This is a genomic window from Casimicrobium huifangae, from assembly GCF_009746125.1.
Taxonomy (GTDB): domain Bacteria; phylum Pseudomonadota; class Gammaproteobacteria; order Burkholderiales; family Casimicrobiaceae; genus Casimicrobium; species Casimicrobium huifangae.
In genome coordinates this window covers 2,005,945-2,023,033 of sequence record NZ_CP041352.1, presented here as the reverse complement: position 1 = coordinate 2,023,033, position 17,089 = coordinate 2,005,945, and the positions used below count along the sequence as shown (strand labels likewise).

At 62.1% G+C, this 17,089-nt stretch carries 20 protein-coding genes; 13 read left to right on the top strand and 7 right to left on the bottom strand.

The window, feature by feature from the left end; all coding sequences use genetic code 11:
• Positions 1-12 precede the first annotated feature (12 nt).
• The 5 genes from FKL89_RS09260 to FKL89_RS09240 all read right to left on the bottom strand — a co-directional run bounded on the left by FKL89_RS09260 (position 13) and on the right by FKL89_RS09240 (position 4,374).
• Positions 13-1,416 (bottom strand): amidase, encoded by a 1,404-nt coding sequence (locus tag FKL89_RS09260; protein WP_156862482.1) that lies wholly within the window; start codon positions 1,414-1,416, stop codon positions 13-15.
• Positions 1,417-1,669: 253 nt separating this feature from the next.
• A complete protein-coding gene (locus FKL89_RS09255; RefSeq protein ID WP_156862481.1) occupies positions 1,670-1,822 on the bottom strand; it encodes a hypothetical protein in 153 nt (50 codons plus the stop codon).
• A 21-nt stretch (positions 1,823-1,843) separates the two neighbouring features.
• Positions 1,844-2,539: a head GIN domain-containing protein gene (locus FKL89_RS09250; RefSeq protein ID WP_156862480.1), complete on the bottom strand. Its 696-nt coding sequence runs from the start codon at positions 2,537-2,539 to the stop codon at positions 1,844-1,846.
• A 17-nt stretch (positions 2,540-2,556) separates the two neighbouring features.
• A complete protein-coding gene (locus FKL89_RS09245; protein ID WP_395707424.1) occupies positions 2,557-3,483 on the bottom strand; it encodes an SPFH domain-containing protein in 927 nt (308 codons plus the stop codon).
• A 471-nt stretch (positions 3,484-3,954) separates the two neighbouring features.
• Entirely contained in the window at positions 3,955-4,374 is a 420-nt protein-coding gene (locus FKL89_RS09240) for an NfeD family protein (RefSeq protein WP_156862479.1), read from the bottom strand.
• Positions 4,375-4,660: 286 nt separating this feature from the next.
• Between FKL89_RS09240 and FKL89_RS09235 the strand changes: the two genes are divergently transcribed.
• The 9 genes from FKL89_RS09235 to FKL89_RS09195 all read left to right on the top strand — a co-directional run bounded on the left by FKL89_RS09235 (position 4,661) and on the right by FKL89_RS09195 (position 12,195).
• Positions 4,661-4,954 carry an FmdB family zinc ribbon protein gene (locus FKL89_RS09235; RefSeq protein ID WP_156862478.1) on the top strand — a complete coding sequence of 98 codons (294 nt, stop codon included), beginning with the start codon at positions 4,661-4,663 and terminating at the stop codon, positions 4,952-4,954.
• Positions 4,955-5,002: 48 nt separating this feature from the next.
• Complete coding sequence (locus FKL89_RS09230) at positions 5,003-5,680, top strand: DUF502 domain-containing protein (protein ID WP_337786233.1); 678 nt, start codon at positions 5,003-5,005, stop codon at positions 5,678-5,680.
• 191 nt (positions 5,681-5,871) lie between these two features.
• Positions 5,872-7,662, top strand: coding sequence for an aspartate--tRNA ligase (gene aspS, locus FKL89_RS09225; protein ID WP_156862477.1), 1,791 nt, complete (start codon positions 5,872-5,874; stop codon positions 7,660-7,662).
• Positions 7,663-7,807: 145 nt separating this feature from the next.
• Positions 7,808-8,764 carry a HEPN domain-containing protein gene (locus FKL89_RS09220; protein ID WP_156862476.1) on the top strand — a complete coding sequence of 319 codons (957 nt, stop codon included), beginning with the start codon at positions 7,808-7,810 and terminating at the stop codon, positions 8,762-8,764.
• A gap of 119 nt (positions 8,765-8,883) precedes the next feature.
• On the top strand, positions 8,884-9,414 hold the full coding sequence (locus FKL89_RS09215) for an REP-associated tyrosine transposase (protein ID WP_156862475.1): 531 nt from the start codon (positions 8,884-8,886) through the stop codon (positions 9,412-9,414).
• An 83-nt stretch (positions 9,415-9,497) separates the two neighbouring features.
• Positions 9,498-10,001 carry a GNAT family N-acetyltransferase gene (locus FKL89_RS09210; protein WP_156862474.1) on the top strand — a complete coding sequence of 168 codons (504 nt, stop codon included), beginning with the start codon at positions 9,498-9,500 and terminating at the stop codon, positions 9,999-10,001.
• A 131-nt stretch (positions 10,002-10,132) separates the two neighbouring features.
• Positions 10,133-10,633: a hypothetical protein gene (locus FKL89_RS09205; protein ID WP_156862473.1), complete on the top strand. Its 501-nt coding sequence runs from the start codon at positions 10,133-10,135 to the stop codon at positions 10,631-10,633.
• A 99-nt stretch (positions 10,634-10,732) separates the two neighbouring features.
• The gene (locus FKL89_RS09200; protein ID WP_156862472.1) at positions 10,733-11,242 is read left to right on the top strand and encodes a hypothetical protein; all 510 of its coding nucleotides are present in this window, start codon (positions 10,733-10,735) and stop codon (positions 11,240-11,242) included.
• Between the two features lie 107 nt (positions 11,243-11,349).
• Complete coding sequence (locus FKL89_RS09195; RefSeq protein WP_156862471.1) at positions 11,350-12,195, top strand: aldo/keto reductase; 846 nt, start codon at positions 11,350-11,352, stop codon at positions 12,193-12,195.
• Positions 12,196-12,214: 19 nt separating this feature from the next.
• Here the strand turns inward: FKL89_RS09195 and FKL89_RS09190 are convergent, their stop codons facing one another.
• Complete coding sequence (locus tag FKL89_RS09190; RefSeq protein WP_156862470.1) at positions 12,215-12,706, bottom strand: hypothetical protein; 492 nt, start codon at positions 12,704-12,706, stop codon at positions 12,215-12,217.
• Between FKL89_RS09190 and FKL89_RS09185 the strand changes: the two genes are divergently transcribed.
• Together FKL89_RS09185 and FKL89_RS09180 are read left to right on the top strand one after the other, a co-directional pair.
• Positions 12,705-13,001 (top strand): hypothetical protein, encoded by a 297-nt coding sequence (locus FKL89_RS09185; RefSeq protein ID WP_156862469.1) that lies wholly within the window; start codon positions 12,705-12,707, stop codon positions 12,999-13,001. The genes FKL89_RS09190 and FKL89_RS09185 overlap by 2 nt on opposite strands.
• Before the next feature lie 16 nt (positions 13,002-13,017).
• Positions 13,018-13,428: a hypothetical protein gene (locus FKL89_RS09180; RefSeq protein WP_156862468.1), complete on the top strand. Its 411-nt coding sequence runs from the start codon at positions 13,018-13,020 to the stop codon at positions 13,426-13,428.
• Positions 13,429-13,647: 219 nt separating this feature from the next.
• Here the strand turns inward: FKL89_RS09180 and FKL89_RS09175 are convergent, their stop codons facing one another.
• Positions 13,648-14,223, bottom strand: a complete 576-nt coding sequence (locus FKL89_RS09175) for a hypothetical protein (RefSeq protein WP_238363564.1) — start codon at positions 14,221-14,223, stop codon at positions 13,648-13,650.
• 352 nt (positions 14,224-14,575) lie between these two features.
• Here FKL89_RS09175 and FKL89_RS09170 point away from each other — a divergent pair, with 352 nt between their 5' ends.
• Positions 14,576-15,019 (top strand): universal stress protein, encoded by a 444-nt coding sequence (locus tag FKL89_RS09170; protein WP_156862466.1) that lies wholly within the window; start codon positions 14,576-14,578, stop codon positions 15,017-15,019.
• 92 nt (positions 15,020-15,111) lie between these two features.
• Positions 15,112-17,049, top strand: a complete 1,938-nt coding sequence (locus FKL89_RS09165; protein WP_156862465.1) for an acyl CoA:acetate/3-ketoacid CoA transferase — start codon at positions 15,112-15,114, stop codon at positions 17,047-17,049.
• The last annotated feature ends 40 nt before the right edge of the window (positions 17,050-17,089 follow it).

The window sequence follows — 17,089 nt, the reverse complement described above, 5'->3', positions numbered from 1 at the left end:
GGCGGTAATGGCTCAGGAAAGAGGCGCCATTGTCGCCCACGGCTGCGCCGACTCCAGCGCCCGTGCCGCCCGCAGCACCAGTGCGTCGCCGTGCATCGGGCCGACAATCTGCGTGGCGAGCGGCAGGCCGTCGTCGTCAAAGCCACAGGGGCAGACGCAGGCGGGCTGCTGCGTGAGATTGAACGGGTAGGAGAACGGCGTCCAGTCGAGAAACTGCTCGATCGGTGTATCCCATTCGTTTGACGCCCGCGCCTTGAACGCGGGCACCGAGACGCCCGGCGTGACCAGCAGGTCGTAGCGCTCGTGGAACTTGCGCATCAGGATGCCCAACTCGCCGCGCCGTTTGGTCAAGGCCTGCAGTTCGGGCACGGTCACGCGGGCACCCGCCGCTGCCTGTGCGGCGAGCGCCGGATCGACCAGCGCCTGCTGCTCGGCCGTCATGCCGCCGTAGAGCGTGGCGGAGCCGATGAACCAGAGCTTCATGGTGATTTCGAGCGGATTGTTGAAACCGGGATCGACCTCCTCCACGTGGGCGCCCAGTTCGGCGAGCTTTTCCGCCGAGCGGCGGACGGCGGCGGCGACTGCCGGATGCACTTTGGTCACATAGCCAAGCTTCGGGCTGAACGCCACACGCAGACCACGGATGCCATCGTTCAGTCCCACCGTGTAGTCACGAGCGTCAAATGGCAAGGACGTCCAGTCGCGCGCATCGGGACGCGAGATCACGTTCATCAGCATCGCCGCATCGGTCACCGTGCGGGTGTGCGGCCCGAGGTGCGCCACGGTACCGAACGGCGACAGCGGCCACGCCGGTACGCGGCCAAATGACGGCTTGAGCCCGAAACCACCACAGAACGCCGCCGGGATGCGCACGCTGCCAGCGCCATCCGTGCCAATCGACAATGGCCCGATGCCCGCCGCCACCGCCGCCGCGCTGCCGCCGGACGATCCACCCGAGGTTCGTTCGACGTTCCAAGGGTTGCGCGTGATCCCAGTCAGTGTGTTGTCGGTGGTGCCCTTGATGCCGAACTCCGGCGTCGTGGTCTTGCCGATGATGACCAAGCCCGCTTCGCGGCAGCGCGCAACGCTGGGTGCGTCATCGTTCCACAGCTGCGCGGGGTCGACGGTGCGCGAACCTCGCCGCGTCGGCCAGCCTTTGGTCAGGATCAGATCCTTGATCGAAATCGGCACCCCGTCAAGCGGCGACAGCGGTGCCCCCGCCTGCCAGCGCGCCTCGCTGGCGCGTGCATCGGCCAGCGTGCGCTCGCGATCCTCGAAGCAGAAGGCGTTGATCTTTGGTTGCCACTGGTCCAGGCGGGTGAACACGGCAGTCGCGGCGTTAACGGGAGATGCCTCACGACGGCGGAAGGCGCGGGAGAGCGCCTCAGCGGAAAAGTCAGCCAGATTCACGGTCATCCTTGTCTCCAACCCGCAGCGTGCAGGCTGATGACGGAGGCTAACGCAGCGGCTTCGACGCAACGGCCGACCGCATCGTTTGCAACGACAGCTTTGGCCTGAAATGAAGGTTTGATAAGGGCTGACCGAGCAATTCGCCTTAAGTCGACTTTTGACTAAAGACCGCCTGAGCCCTTATCAGATGATGGATTCATCGAAAAGCTGATCAGGTGGTCGGTGGCTCAGCACGTCGCTCGAAGGCGCCGGTTGCACCTCACCGGGGCACGCCGCGCAGCAGCCGAACCCAGAAGACAAACTCCAGAACGCCGCCAAGCACCGCAAGCAGGACGAACCCCTTGCGAAAGCCAACGGCATAGCAGGCGGCCGCAGCCGCCACCAGCAACACCAGTAGCGCGATATGGCGCATGACCGGGCCGGTCAGCCCCGATCAGCCCTTCGAAACGCGGCCGATTCCGCTCACATTGGTTGACACGTCGGTGGCACCGCCCTTCCAGGTCAGGCTGCCGACGCCGCTGACATCTGCTTTCAGCGACTTTTCGGCACGCACGCTGCCGCTGCCGACGCCAGACATCTCGGCCACCACGCGATCTGCCGCCAGACCTTCGGCGTCGACACTGCCAACACCGGACAGCGCCAGTTTCAGCGAATCGACTTTGCCAGCGAGCGTCGCGCTGCCCACGCCAGAAGTTTCGAGCTTGAATTCGCCGCCATTGAAGCCGCTGGCGTCAATGGAGACAGTCCCCGAGTTCTCGATCCGCTTGACCGTTTTCGCCGTCACCTCGAACAACAAGTTGCTCTTTGGTGTGTAGCCGCCCTCCGTTGACAGCACCAGCACGCCGTCGCGGACTTCGGTCTTGATCAGCGGCAGGATGTTGTCGTCGGCCGTGACCTTGAGTGAATCGGTGTCACCGATGCGCAACTTCAGCTTGCCAGTGCCGGTCGCCTCGATCGCTTCAAAGTGCGCCACAGCGCGGGACTCGCTGGCGCTGACGCCGCTGCCCTTGACAGATGGCCCGTCGCCAAAAGTGATCGAAATGTCACCGCAGCCCGAAACTGCCGCCAGGCCGACCAGCGCGCCGGCAGCGAGCAGCGGGCGCAAAAGTGTTTTCGGCTGAAATTTCATGATGCCTCGTCCCCTGCTTACTTCGGCTGCGCTTTGAGTACGCTGGTGGCGGTGGTCACCAGACCAGCGATGTCGGTCAGGTTCTGCGGCACCACGATGGTGTTGCCGGTACGGGCGATGTTCGACAGCGCCGCGACGTACTGCTCGGCGACCTTCAGATTCACCGCCTGCAGGCCACCTTCCGAGCCAATCGCCATCGCAATCTTGCGGATCGCCTCGGCATTGGCCTCGGCCTTGGCCAGGATCGCAGCGGCTTCGCCCTGCGCCTGATTGATGTCAGAGATCTTGTCGCCTTCCGACTTGGCAATCGCGGCTTCTTTCTGGCCCATCGCGATGTTGATCTGCTCCTGCTTGCGGCCTTCGGATGCCGCAATCAGCGCACGCTTCTCACGCTCGGCCGTGATCTGCGCCTGCATCGCGTGCAGGATTTCCTTCGGCGGCGTCAGATCCTTGATCTCGTAGCGCAGCACCTTGACGCCCCAGTTCATTGCGGCCTGATCAAGCGCCGAGACGACAGCGTGATTGATCATGTCGCGCTCTTCAAACGTCTTGTCCAGCTCCAACTTGCCGACCACGCTGCGCAGCGTGGTCTGGGCGAGCTGCGTGATGGCGACGATGTAATTGGACGAGCCATAGGTGGCGAGCTTCGGGTCCGTCACCTGAAAGTACAGGATGCCGTCCACCTGCAACTGCGTGTTGTCCTTGGTGATGCACACCTGGCTTGGCACGTCGAGCGGCACTTCGCGCAGGTCGTGCCGGGAGGACACGCGGTCAATGAACGGGATGGTGAAGCGCAGCCCCGGCTCCAGCACGCGGTCGAAGCGGCCGAGCCGCTCCACCACCAGCGCACGCTGCTGCGGCACCACACGGATGGCCTTGATGACGAAAATGATGCCGACGATGAAAATCGCCAGCGGGACGATGGAACTCATAAAACCACTCATGGTGATCTCCCCAAAAAATCCACTAATGACACTTGTGATGACGTCGCTGAAATCCTGGCCGTTGATACCGCCGAATTCCTGAAAGTCGGTTCGTGGCTTCCACTTCACACCGACGATGAATTGGTTGAAAAAGTACTTGCCGACGCTGTAGGCAGGAAGGAAGCCGAATACACCCCACAGGATCCATTTGCGCAGCTTTGCCTCGAACGCCTTGCGCTGCGCGCTGCTATCGCTTTCCGCATTGCCCGGATCACGCTGCCCTGAAGGCGCGGGAAAGCCCGATGGCTGGCCGGTACTGGCACGGGTCCTGGTGATGCCAGGTTTGCCTGAGGACTTGGCAATCCAGTCGCGCAACCGGGCATCCATCTCCGCCCCGGCCTCCAGCAGGAGGCGCTTCAGCGGGTCCTCGCCCGGTGGTTTCTTCTGTTCGGCCATCGTGCCGTCAATCCCCCGTTTGCGGTTGGCTGTCGATCAGGCCGGCAGCGGGCCCAACACCAGTTGCGCCCCGCGCATGTCGACAATGACCATCTGTTCGCGTCGCGGGGTGCTCGCCGAATCAAGCACCGCGTCCCAGTGGGTGCCTCGGTAGGCGACCCGTGCGGTGCCGTCATCGCGCCACTCAAGCACGCTCACCCGCTGACCGACGTCCAGATTGTTCGACAGTCGCGGTTTCGACATGTGGCTGCGCTTCCAGCGGTTCACCGCCAGCGTGCCAACCACTTCCACGACCGCCGCTACCCCCCATTGCCAGCCAACGTCGAGGCCAGCGACAGCGGCGATGCCACCGGCGACGCAGGCCAGCGCCACAATCAACAGGTAGAACGTACCTGTCATCATTTCCACGCCAACCAGGATGGCGGCGGCGATCCACCAGAGGTATTGCAGTGCCATGTCTTATCTCTCCGTCATTGCAGTCATGATACGGGTAGATGGGGGCGCCGCAAAGGCTGGCCTCCGCGACTGGCGGCTACGTCCCCGCGACTGGTCGCAAGAGGCCCCCTTTGGGTCTGCATTGCCGCCGAAAACGTCGTGACAGCCGGCTTTTGTACGCGCCTGCAACACTTCAATGCCGCTGCGGCTTGAGATGTGCCGCGCCGCACAAAAATAGCGCTTGTCCCCGTATAATCAATGGTTTAGCGGCGTCCGCCGCAGCCCGGTTGCTATCGGATTCACGAACATGCCCATCTACGAATACGCCTGTCCTGAGTGTGGCGCCCAAAACGAGCACATGCAAAAGCTCGCCGACGCGCCAATCGCTGCGTGCCCGGCCTGTGGCAGCGGCAAGTATTTCAAGAAGATTTCCGCCGCCGGCTTCGCGCTGAAGGGCACCGGCTGGTACGCCACCGATTTCAAAGGTGGCGGCAGCAAGCCGGCCGAGAGTAAAAAAGAGGCTGAGAGCAAGCCCGCCGAATCCGCTGCGCCCGCCTGTGGCGCCGGTGCCTGCGGCGCCTGCGCGACGCCAGCCGAGTAGTCGCAGCGCACTGACAACCAATAATTTGACCGGAAACAGCAGCGCAGCATGATCAAGAAGTACCTCCTCGCCGGGCTTCTCGTCTGGGCACCGATCGGGATCACGATCTGGGTGCTGCATTTCCTCGTCACCACGCTGGACGCCACCTCACACCTGCTGCCTGACGCCTATCGCCCCACCTTCCGTGGTGAAACGATTCCAGGCTTCGGCATCGTGATCTCCTTCCTGCTGCTGTTCGTCACCGGTGCCATCGCCAGCAATGTGTTTGGCAAGCAGCTCGGCAAAGCCTGGGACGGCATGGTGAACCGCATCCCGGTCGTCGGCGGCATCTACAAAAGCGTCAAGCAGTTGACCGACCCGGTGCTGTCGGAAAACGGGCAGGCCTTCAACAAGGCGGTGCTGATCGAGTTTCCGCATCCTGGCGCGCACTCCATCGCCTTCCTGACCAACAAGGTGCAGGGCGAGCTGCATGACAAGCTTGGCGAAGAGCACGTTGCGGTCTACATCCCCACCACGCCAAACCCGACCGGTGGCTACATGCTGCTGCTGCCGAAGTCGCGCGTGCAGGAGCTGGACATGAGCGTCGATCAGGCGCTCAAGTACATCATCTCGATGGGCGTCGCCGCGCCGCCGCCGCGCGCCAATGGCGAGCTGGCCCGCTGGGCCGAGGCCAACCAGTCGGCGCTGGCCGCCCCGCCTCCCAATCAAGGTAATACCAACGCGTGACCAGGTCGGCGGCGCCTGTGTCATATGAGCCAGCCGCCGACACTGCCAGTACCCCGGCCACCCGGTAGCTCGGCAGTACACCGTTCCCGATTCTTTGCCTTGCCGTTTGCGTTCCGCGTGCTTCGCGTTGACGTTGATTGCGCACCCCGCTGAAGGCTGGCAAACACCAAATACTGCTACCGAGAAAAACCATGCGTACTACCTACACCGGTCTCGTCGACCAGAAATACCTCGAACAAATCGTCACCCTCACCGGCTGGGTGCACCGTCGCCGCGACCACGGCGGCGTGATCTTCGTTGACCTGCGTGATCGCGAGGGCATCGCCCAGATCGTGATCGACCCGGACCGCCCCGAAGCCTTCAAACTCGCCGAAACGCTGCGCAACGAATACTGCATCCGCGTTACCGGCAAAGTGCGTGCACGGCCCGCCGGCACCGAGAACAAGGACATGGTCTCCGGCGGCATCGAAGTGTTCGCTCACGAGATCGAGATCTACAACGCCGCGCAGACGCCGCCGTTCATGATGGACGAGGACAACGTCAACGAAGAGGTGCGCCTGAAGTACCGCTACCTCGACCTGCGCCGCCCGCAGATGGCGAAGAACCTGCTGCTGCGCGCCAAGGTGTCGGCCGCTGCGCGCGAATACCTGAACGAACGCGGCTTCGTCGATATCGAGACGCCGTTCCTGTACAAGAGCACGCCCGAGGGCGCGCGCGAGTTCCTGGTGCCGTCGCGCATCCATGACGGCCAGTTCTATGCGCTGCCGCAATCGCCACAGCTGTTCAAGCAGCTCTTGATGGTGGCCGGCTTCGACCGCTACTACCAGATCGTCAAGTGCTTCCGCGACGAAGACTTGCGTGCTGATCGTCAACCCGAGTTCACGCAGATCGATATCGAGACCTCGTTCATGACCGAGTACGACGTACAGGACATGATGGAAGGCCTGATCAAGTTCCTGTGGAAGAAAGGTCTCGGCGTCGACCTGCCCGACTTCCCGCGCCTGCCGTACGCTGAGGCGATGGGCAAGTACGGCAGCGACAAGCCCGACCTGCGCGTCAAGCTCGAGTTCACCGAGCTGACCGACGTCATGAAGACGGTGGACTTCAAGGTCTTCCGTGGTGCGGCCGACCTCAAGGACGGTCGCGTGGTCGCGCTGCGCGTGCCGGGCGGCGCCAAGCTGTCGCGCAAGGAGATCGACGACTACACGGCCTTCGTCGCAATCTACGGTGCCAAGGGTCTGGCCTGGATCAAGGTCAATGACGTCACCAAGCTCAACGACGAAGGCCTGCAGAGCCCGGTCGTCAAGTTCCTGACGCCTGATTCGCTGAAGGCAATCATCGAGCGCAGCGGTGCGCAGAACGGCGACATCATCTTCTTCGGCGCCGACCGCAAGAAGGTCGTCAACGACGCCATCGGCGCACTGCGCGCCAAGATCGGCCATCAGCACGGTGCCGAGCTCGGCTTTTTCGAAAAGGGCTTCAAGCCGTGCTGGGTGGTGGACTTCCCGTGCTATGAGTACGACGAAGAGAACAAGCGCTACGTCGCCGCGCATCACCCGTTCACCAGCCCGAAGGACGACCACTGGCCCCTGCTCGACACCGACCCGTCACAGGTGCTTGCGAAGGCCTACGACGTCGCCATGAACGGCTGGGAACTCGGCGGTGGTTCAGTGCGTATCCATCGCCCCGAGCTGCAGGCCAAGCAGTTCGCCACACTCGGCATCAGCGAAGAAGACCAGCGCGCCAAGTTCGGCTTCCTGCTCGACGCGCTGCAGTTTGGCGCCCCGCCGCACGCCGGCATCGCCTTCGGTCTCGACCGCATCGTCACCATGATGTGCGAAGCCGAATCAATCCGCGACGTGATCGCCTTCCCGAAAACGCAACGTGGGCAGGACTTGATGGTTGATGCGCCAACGCCTGTTACAGAAAAGCAGTTGCGGGAGTTGCACGTGCGGTTGCGGAATCCGCAGGTGGCAGGCTAGCGTGGTAGGGCGGGACGCTTGCGGTCCCGCCGGATGCGGTGGCATAGTTAGCCACCGCGTTGAATAGCCTTCGGCAATGGCACAAGGCGGAACCGCGAGCGTTCCGCCCTACGTGCTTCAGACGTGCATCTAGCGAGGAGTTTCGGTGGAAGTGCATATGATGGTTTGCGCAAACTCGGTCGATTTGCCGGATCGTCGAGAATTCCAACTTGGCGAAATTGGCTTGCTGCGTTACGCCACGGACCTAGAGACGATGGTCCTCGACCAAGTAGCGGACGCGTTGCTTGGACAAAGCCGAATTGATCGGCAGCACACTTGGTTCGGTGATTGGATTTCTAACGGAACTCCGGGTAGCTTCCGCTTTCAACGGAAGAGGAAGCCCCGACGATACGTTGTACTGGAAACAACTGAGCAACGACAAATCGATTTGCTACAGCTATTGGCATTGATACTTGTTGAGCCATTGGTTTTTTCTACACCTGTGAAGAAAATCGGTCCAAAATTTGTCCTAACTTTCAACACTTTGGGAGCGGCAGATTCCTTAGTAGGGCTGAGCAATCGCGAGTTTCGCAGTGGCGGACAACGCAATAAAAGAATATCCGACGCGGACATGAAGGGGCTGGTTAATTTGCTTGCTCACGTTGGAGAAGAAGCCGAAGAAGCCGAGCAAGTTCTCGATCTGATTCGGCAGTACGTTGACGTGCTATCGATCCCGATTTGGTCAAGCTTTCGCTTTTCTGCATTGATGGCGCTTATCGAGGGGCTACTTGCACATCAACCCAAACCCACGGATCCCACGGAGTCAATAACGAGGCAAATCAAACGCAAGTTCGATCTCGTAAATTCAATTTCAGAGACACCACTTCAGGCGAAAGACTTCTTTCCAAAAATTCCGGACAAATTGCGTACAGATCAACTCTGGACAAGGCTTTACAGCCTGCGGAGCAACATCGCGCATGGAAACGGGGGGCGCTTGGAATCACAATCGCAGTATCTCGTTGACGTCACGACCGCGTGCAAGTACTTGGATGCTTCGTTGCGAATGCTCTTTCGCCAGTGGATCGCGCAGCCGGCAATCATGTCAAAGATTAGAGCGATTTAGTGCCGTAGGGCGGAACGCTTGCGGTTCCGCCGAACGCGGTTGCACACCTCCTAATCGACTAAACAGCCTTCGGCAACGGCACACGGCGGGACCGCAAGCGTCCCGCCCTACACTTGGACATGCCTGACTATCGTCGTCTGTTCGTTCCGGGTGGTTCGTACTTCTTCACGGTGACGCTGCTGGAACGGCGGGGCAATCGTCTGCTCGTTGACAACATCGACGCGTTACGCAGCGCCGTGCGTGTCACGAAACAGGAGCGGCCTTTCCGCATCGACGCCTGGGTGGTGTTGCCCGAGCACATGCACATGATGCTCACGCTGCCGCCGGGTGACTCTGACTTTTCGGCCCGCATTCGTGCCATCAAGATTCGCTTCAACCGCGCGATTCCTCCGACCGAAAGACGCTCGGAGACGCGCGCAGTAAACGGCGAGCGTGGCATGTGGCAACGCCGATTCTGGGAGCATCTCATCCGCGATGAACGGGATTTCGCTCGCCATTTCGACTACGTTCACTACAACCCGGTGAAGCATGGTCACGTTGGGCGCCCGGCCGATTGGCCACATTCGACGTTTCATCGGTGGGTTGATCGTGGGGTTTATGCCGACGATTGGGCGGGTGGAGATACCTTGGGCGACACCGTTGGCGAATGACTTGGCGTTGGGCGCTGGGCTCCCCGGCGACCGCGTTCGGCGGGACCGCTAGCGTCCCGCCCTACGGCGATACCATCCGCCGCATGGATGCCCCGACTGAATCACGCCTGATCCGACCCGCGCTCGACAGCGATGCCGAACCCATGCGCGCTCTGCTCAACGAAATCATCCGCATCGGTGGGACCACCGCGATCACCAGCGAGTTGTCAGTGGACGAAATGCGCGAGTGGTTCATCTCTGGCGCGGACGTCGTGTCCTGCTTCTTGGCGATCAACGCGAATGGGGAGATTCTGGGCTTTCAGTCCCTGAGCCGATACGGCGATCTGCAGGAAGGCTGGGTGGACATTGCGACTTTCGCGAGCCGGTCGCGGCAGAAATCCGGCGTCGGCGGTGCACTCTTCGCGCATACGCGTGCGGCAGCCGCGCAGTACGGCTTTACGACGATCAATGCATCCATCCGTGTCGACAACACGGGTGGCCTGGCCTACTACGGCAAGATGGGCTTTGTGACTTATCGGGTCGAAGACGGCGATCCGCGTTCGCAGGGCCGCACTTTCAACCGCGTTCACAAGCGCTACGACATTTGAGCCAGTTCGAGCGCGTCCCGCTCGGTTGCTGCGGAACGGTTACCCGCCCCAAGGCTTAAGGCAAGGCTGGCGTGCTCTCGCCAGCAATCGCGTCTTTCGTGGTGTCTTCATTGCATCAGACGGAGATCTCCATGCTTTGCTCCCCTTGCCTCAAGTGGCTGCTATTGGCCTCGCTGCTGGGCGTCAGCCCGTCACTGTCGGCCGAGCCTGCAAAAGGCACACTGAACCACGCCGCGAAGTCCGGTCCGGTGGTGGTCAACGTGAAGTACGCTTTTCTGGTCAAGGGGCCGGATGACATGAGCGGGAAGCCTATGCGGCAATTGATCCTGTCCGACGTTGATCTGGCCAGCCACATCAAGGGCTGCGCCACGCTGTCCTGCGCATCGAACAAGCTGGAAAGCGGCATGACCGTGGACTTCGACGCTGGGCCGCGGCTGAACTTCTGGTTCGTGGGCAACGGCCAGCGCGTGCAGGCGTCCGGCACCGCGCAACCGGAGACGATGAAGCTGACCGCCAACTCGCCGCAACGCCTGGCCGGCAAGTGGACGCACGACGCCTCAGCGCAAGGCGGCCCAAAGATCGATATTGAATTCGACGCTGCCCTGAGCAAGGAGTTTGCGAAGGCGCGCTGATATATCCGCGCCCGCCGCGCGAGCGATTGGCACGATGTCCGAGTTTGGCGCGACACGCCGTAATCCACAGTATCCACCTCAGTACAAGGAGTCGATACCGTGGAACAGGACAAGCCGATCGAACTGCACATCAAAAACCAGAGTGGACTGCCATTGCCTGGCGTCATCCAGGGCATCATGTACGTGGTGTTCTCGTTCCCGCTGATCGTGATTCCGATGACCATCAGCGAAGTGGGCAAAAACCCGAAGGTTCTGCTGTTCTGGCCGTTGCTGTTCATTCCGCTCGGCGTGATGTATTTGCTGCGCCGCGCTTTCACCCGGTTCGCGATGACCCTTTACCGCGACGGCAGCGTCAAGATCACACAGCCATTCAACGCGCAGTCGATTCCGCGGGAGAAGCTCTCCGTCATCGTTGCCAAGGCGAACAACGCACACATCGGCGGCAGCAGCGCACCGGTGCGCGTGTCGATCCCTTGGCTGTTCTTTTTTGATTCATCACACAAGGAACTGGCGCGGGTCTCCCCGTCGGGATACGAAGCGGATGACGTGAACAACATGCTCGCCGCGATCGGGCGTTTGCGTCCAGACGTGAAGATCGAGTATCAGTAGTCATCGTCAAGGTGCCTCGCTACGGTGCTGCCGTGCTTCTGTGGCCTCATGCCGGCTGAGAACCAGCCTAACATTGCGCCTCTCCCGCCAATGCAAATGAGGTCGCAATGCACATTTCTGTTACGCCGCTTCCCTGCGGCGGCGCGATGCCACGATTTGGTATTGGTACCTGGCGCATGGGCGAGCAAACCGAGGTGGCGGCGGCCGAGGTTGCACTGATCCGTGCCGCCATCGAGCGCGGCGTTACGCTGATCGACACAGCGGAGATGTATGGCGAGGGCGGCGCCGAATCCGTTATCGGCCAGGCCATGCGCGACGCCGGCGTGCCGCGCGAACAGCTTTATCTGGTCAGCAAGGTTTATCCGCACAATGCGTCGAAGCGCGGCACTATTGCCGCCTGCGAGCGCAGCCTCAAACGGCTGGGCACTGAATGCCTCGATTGCTATCTGCTGCACTGGCCAGGCGAGCATCCGCTTGAGGACACGGTGGCCGCTTTTGAACTGCTGAAAGCGCAGGGGAAGATTCGCGCCTGGGGCGTATCAAATTTTGACGTTGCCGACATGCAGGCGCTGCTTACCGCCGGCGGTGACGGCGTCGCCACCAATCAGGTGCTCTACAACCTCTCAAGGCGCGGTGTCGAGTTCTCGCTGTTGCCGTGGCAGCGGGAGCGCAGTATCCCGACCATGGCGTATTCACCCGTCGGGCAGGCGCGACTGCTGGATTCGCACAAACTGAAGGCCATCGCGCGCGACGTCGGCGTCTCTCCAGCGCAGCTGGCGATTGCGTGGCTGATGAATCAGCCGGACGTAATCGTGATCCCGAAGACAACGCATATCGCCCGGCTGGACGAAAACCTGGGGGCGCTGGATTTGCGGCTCGAACCGTCAACGCTGAAAGCGCTGGACGCTGCCTTCCCGGCGCCAACGCGGCGTACCCCGCTGGAAATGCTCTAAGGTCGGTCGGCCGTCGAGATCAGTGGTCGAGCCGCGCTGCGGCGCGGACAGTCTCCACCAGCAGTTTGGCAGCGCCGGCGCTGCAGCGCTCGGTGACGGCGGCCTTGATGCCATCGATGGCGTCGCGCAGCATCGCCGAATCCTGGCAATGGATCAGGCCGGCAATAAAGGGGCGCGCATCGTCGCCGAGCAGCTCCATCGTGGCATGCATGGCAGCACGGCGGGCAGCCTCGAACTGCATCGGCGTCAGCGACCGCTGCATCGCGTCGACGCTTTCCAGCGCCGTGGCGCCCGGCAACTCGGATAGTGATACCGGCTCAATCAGCCCCAGATTGAGCAACTCGCTGACGAGCTCGCCCAGTTCGGCTGGCCGAAAATGGGGCAGCAGCGCGTCCAGCCCCTGCTCGCCATCAATCAGATCCAGCAGGCGCCTCAGTTGCGGGCGACTGAGCACATGATGATGCTCAGACTCGTTGTAGCCAAGTATGGTCTTGCGAAAAACTGCGTCCATGACTTCCACCGCCCCGCTTTCGCGGGTGGTTGCCTGCTCTTCTGCCGCGTACGTCATTGTTGTTGTGGCGCTTTGGCGCGTTTCCCTCGATACCAAAACCATTGACATATTTATTTTTGTCAATGTTCATATCGTATCTGAACAACCACCAAATCAGCATCGGTTGGGCAAAAGGATGCTGCAGAGCACAGCCGATGCACCAAAAAGCCACAGCGGAGGCGACACCAGCCGCTCGCCGAGCAGTCGGCTATGTCGCATTCGGCGCTACGATACGTCTACTAGGCACCCTTTCTGATTTCCGGAGCACCGCCATGAACGCTGTCCAATCCACCTTTGCAAAGACGTCGCGCGCGCTGGCGGCGATCAGCGCCATTGGCGTTGCGACGGCCCTGAGCCTGGCAGCCCCCGCCCACGCCGTGGACATCAAGTGGTCCCCCGCCGACACCTTTGAGCACATGGTGGCGATCCAGCCGGGCAAGGCCGCGGAAGTTTGCGGCACCATCGAGCCACGGCTGCCGGTGGAATGGCGCTTCACGGCCAATGGCCCGTTGACGTTCGACATTCACCGCCATTCCGGGAGCGAGGTGATCTACGCCACCCGCAGCTTCATGACGCGCGAGCTCAATGGCCGCTTCAGCCCGACCTTCAACTTTGACTGGTGCTGGATGTGGAGCAACGAGTCGGAGGCGCCGGTCACCGTTCGCGTTGAACTCAAGCGCTAGGCACGCCGGATCGATTGGCCAATCGGCAGCAGCTTTTTGATGGATTGACGTCCACAATGGGCCGTCAGCGCCATTCGCGCCTAAGTCGATAATTGACCAAATTGGGCTTCAAGCCCAGTGTGAATAAGCTTTTCGGAAAAGAGCCATAAGCCCCCTCACGACGCGTGGGGTGGACGGACAGGCCAACCTTGCCCTCCCGCCAACGCAGTCGGCGGCAACTCAGGCGTTGCCGCTCAGCGCTTTCGCCAGCGCCAGGATTTGCTTGTTGGTCAGGCCGCCAGCCAGCGCCCGCACCACGCCATCGGGCCGTTGCACGACAAGCATCACCTGAGTGCTGCCCTGTACGGTCGCGGCGCGTCCACCCATGCCGGTAACGGCGTCGCGCTTTTTACCAGCCACTTCTTCGCCAGCGGTCAGCAGCATGTCGGCGTAGCCTTCCAGCGTACGCGTCACCGAGCTCGACTGGATTGCCGCGCGATCAAACCATTGCAGCGTGATCGTCGCGCTGTCCCCTTTGGCCCAGGCACAATCCGTGACGTGCTCTTCGCGCTGCCGCTGCGGCTGCGCCGTAAAACCGTTGCCGGCAACCGTGCGAACGGTGTCCGGGGGCAGCAACACGGTGCAGCGTGGCATCACCACTGCCGCACCCGCCTGCGCATGAGCATCGCTGGCCCCCAAGCCCATGACGCACAGCGCGCACAAAGTCGCTGCCAGCGTCGCTCGCCATGGCCCCACGCCCGCCCGCGGGCAAGGCCCGCGTTCGTTCGGCAAATCACCCATCGTCAATTTCACCATCACCTCCCGGTGCGCCAGCGCGCACCTGCCCGTCAAACCCACCCCGTGTGACGTGCCGGATTTTTATTGGTCACGCCATCGGCTCGCGCCGATCCATCGAAAAACAAGTATGCCACCCAAGCCTTTCGCCGTCATGCGTGGCAGCCCCAATCAGGCGGACGCTTGATCCAGCGCGGCGATGCGCGGCTCGCTCGCCGCGCACAGGAAATGACGATTGCATTGACCGTACCGCCGGCGCCAGGCAAGATCAGGATTGATGACCGTCAAGCTCAAGGCACGGTTGCGGTGCGCCGCGAGCCAACCCGTGCGACATTGCGGCCATCGTCATCACGCCCTTGTTCAGGCAGACATCATGTTCAAGCACATTCTCGTACCCGTTGACGGTTCAACCATCGCCATGCAGGCAGCACGCTCTGCCATCCGCTTTGCGCAGGCTGTCAAAGCGCGATTGACCGTCATTCACGTGATTCATGTTTACCCCTACGCGGGCTTTGGCGAGGGCTTCGCCGAAGGTCTCGCCGAGTATCTGGCAGCGGCCAATGCAGCCGCTGCCGAAGCCATCGCCGGTGTTCGCGCCGAAGTTGAGGCTGCGGAGCTGCCGTTTGAATCACGCATCGCCGAGTCAAACACCATCTGGCGTGGCGTGGTCGAAGCCGCAGAGTCCGCCGGCGCAGACCTGATCGTGATGGGCACTCACGGCCGCGGCAAGATCGACCGCCTGCTGCTGGGCAGCGTGACCCAGCGTGTGCTTGCGCATTCGCCAGTGCCAGTGATGGTGGTGCACGGCGAAGGTTAAAGCCGCGCGGGAGAATTTCTCGCCGCTGCGGGCTAATCCGGCAGTCAGTGATCCGGCTGGCGACTATCATCGCCATCAGGAGGAATTGATCGATGCCCGCGCCCCTGAACGCGCACGGCGCTGCGCGCGCTGCTGCCCACAAGTCCAAGCTGGTCTCTGCCGATGAAGCGGTCCGTCTGATTCATTCGGGCGACACCGTCGCCACCGGCGGCTTTGTGGGCATCGGCTTCGCGGAGGAGATCGCGATTGCGCTGGAGAAGCGCTTCGAAAGCGAACAGGCGCCGCGTGACCTGACACTGGTCTATGCCGCCGGGCAAGGCGACGGCAAGCACCGCGGGCTCAATCATCTGGGTCACCGGGGGCTGCTGAATCGGGTGATTGGCGGGCACTGGGGGCTGGTGCCCAAACTGCAGGCGCTGGCGACGGCGGGCGAGATCGAAGCCTACAACCTGCCGCAAGGCGTGATCACCCATCTGTTCCGCGATATTGCCGCTGGCAAACCGGGCTCGCTCACGCGCGTGGGGCTTGGCACCTTTGTTGACCCACGCCACGGCGGCGGCAAGGTCAATGCCCGGACCACCGAGGAGCTGGTGCGGCTGATGCCGATCGACGGCACGGACTACCTGTTCTACAAGGCGTTTCCGATCTCCGTTGGCATCATTCGCGCGACCACCGCTGATGCCGACGGCAACCTCACCATGGAGCGCGAAGCGCTGACGCTGGAGGCGCTGGCGATAGCGATGGCCGCACGCAATTCCGGCGGTGTGGTGATCGCCCAGGTAGAGCGTGTGGCCGAGCGTGGCTCGCTGAACCCGCGTCAGGTGAAGGTGCCTGGGGTGCTGGTGGATGCGGTCGTCGTCGCCACCGACCCTGCGCATCACATGCAAACCTTCGTTGAACCGTACAGCGCTGCGTTCGCCGGCGAGATTCGGGTGCCGATGGATGATGCGCCGGTGCAGGCGCTGAATCTGCGCAAACTGATCGCGCGCCGCGCCGCGCTGGAGCTGCGTGCGCACAACGTGGTGAACCTCGGCATCGGCATGCCGGAAGGCGTCGCGGCGGTGGCGGCCGAAGAACGCATTATTGACCTGATCACGCTCACAGCTGAACCCGGCGTGATCGGCGGTGTCCCGGCTGGTGGCCTCAACTTCGGTGCGGCCGTCAACACCCAGGCGGTCATCGACCAGCCGTATCAGTTTGATTTCTACGACGGCGGCGGGCTGGACGTGGCGGTGCTGGGCATGGCGGAGGTGGACGCCGAAGGCAACGTCAATGTCAGCAAATTTGGCCCCAAGCTGGCCGGCGCCGGCGGCTTCATCAACATCAGCCAGAACGCCAAGGCCGTGGTTTTTGTCGGCACCTTCATGGCGGGCGATCTGCGGGTGAAGGTGGGCGATGGCAGCTTGAACATCGTTCAGGACGGCAGCACCGGCAAGTTCGTGGCTGGCGTGGAACACCGAACCTTCAGTGGCGCCGAGGCGCTGCGTCGTGGACAGCCCGTGCTCTATGTCACCGAACGTGCCGTTTTCCGGCTGATCGATGCGGGTGGCGGCAAGCCGGGACTTGAACTGGTCGAACTGGCACCGGGCATCGAACTCGAACGCGACGTTCTCGCCAGGATGGCGTTCCAGCCGCAGCATGCTGCCAACGTGGCAATGATGGAGACGGCGCTGTTCAACGAGGCATCGCTCGGTCTGCGCGAGCGCATTCTCGCCACACCACTGGCCGACCGCTTCGACCTCGACACGGCGCACAACACGCTCTATATCGACTTCAGCGGGCTTTCGATCAACGCACCGGCGCAGATTGATGCCATTGAGCGTAGTGTTGAAGCAAGGCTCGGCGGTCAGCAAGCGCGCGTCGCCGCCGTGGTCAACTACGATCACTTCAGCATCGCGCCAGAGCTGGTCGACCCCTATGCCGCGATGGTGAACCGCCTCACCGCCCGTTACTACAGCCGCGTCACCCGCTACGGCACGGGTGGCTTTCTGAAAGCACGACTCGCGACGCCAGCGCCCGCGCACCACTGAAAATTCCCAGGCAAACATTCAACTTGCATCAACCGAAACC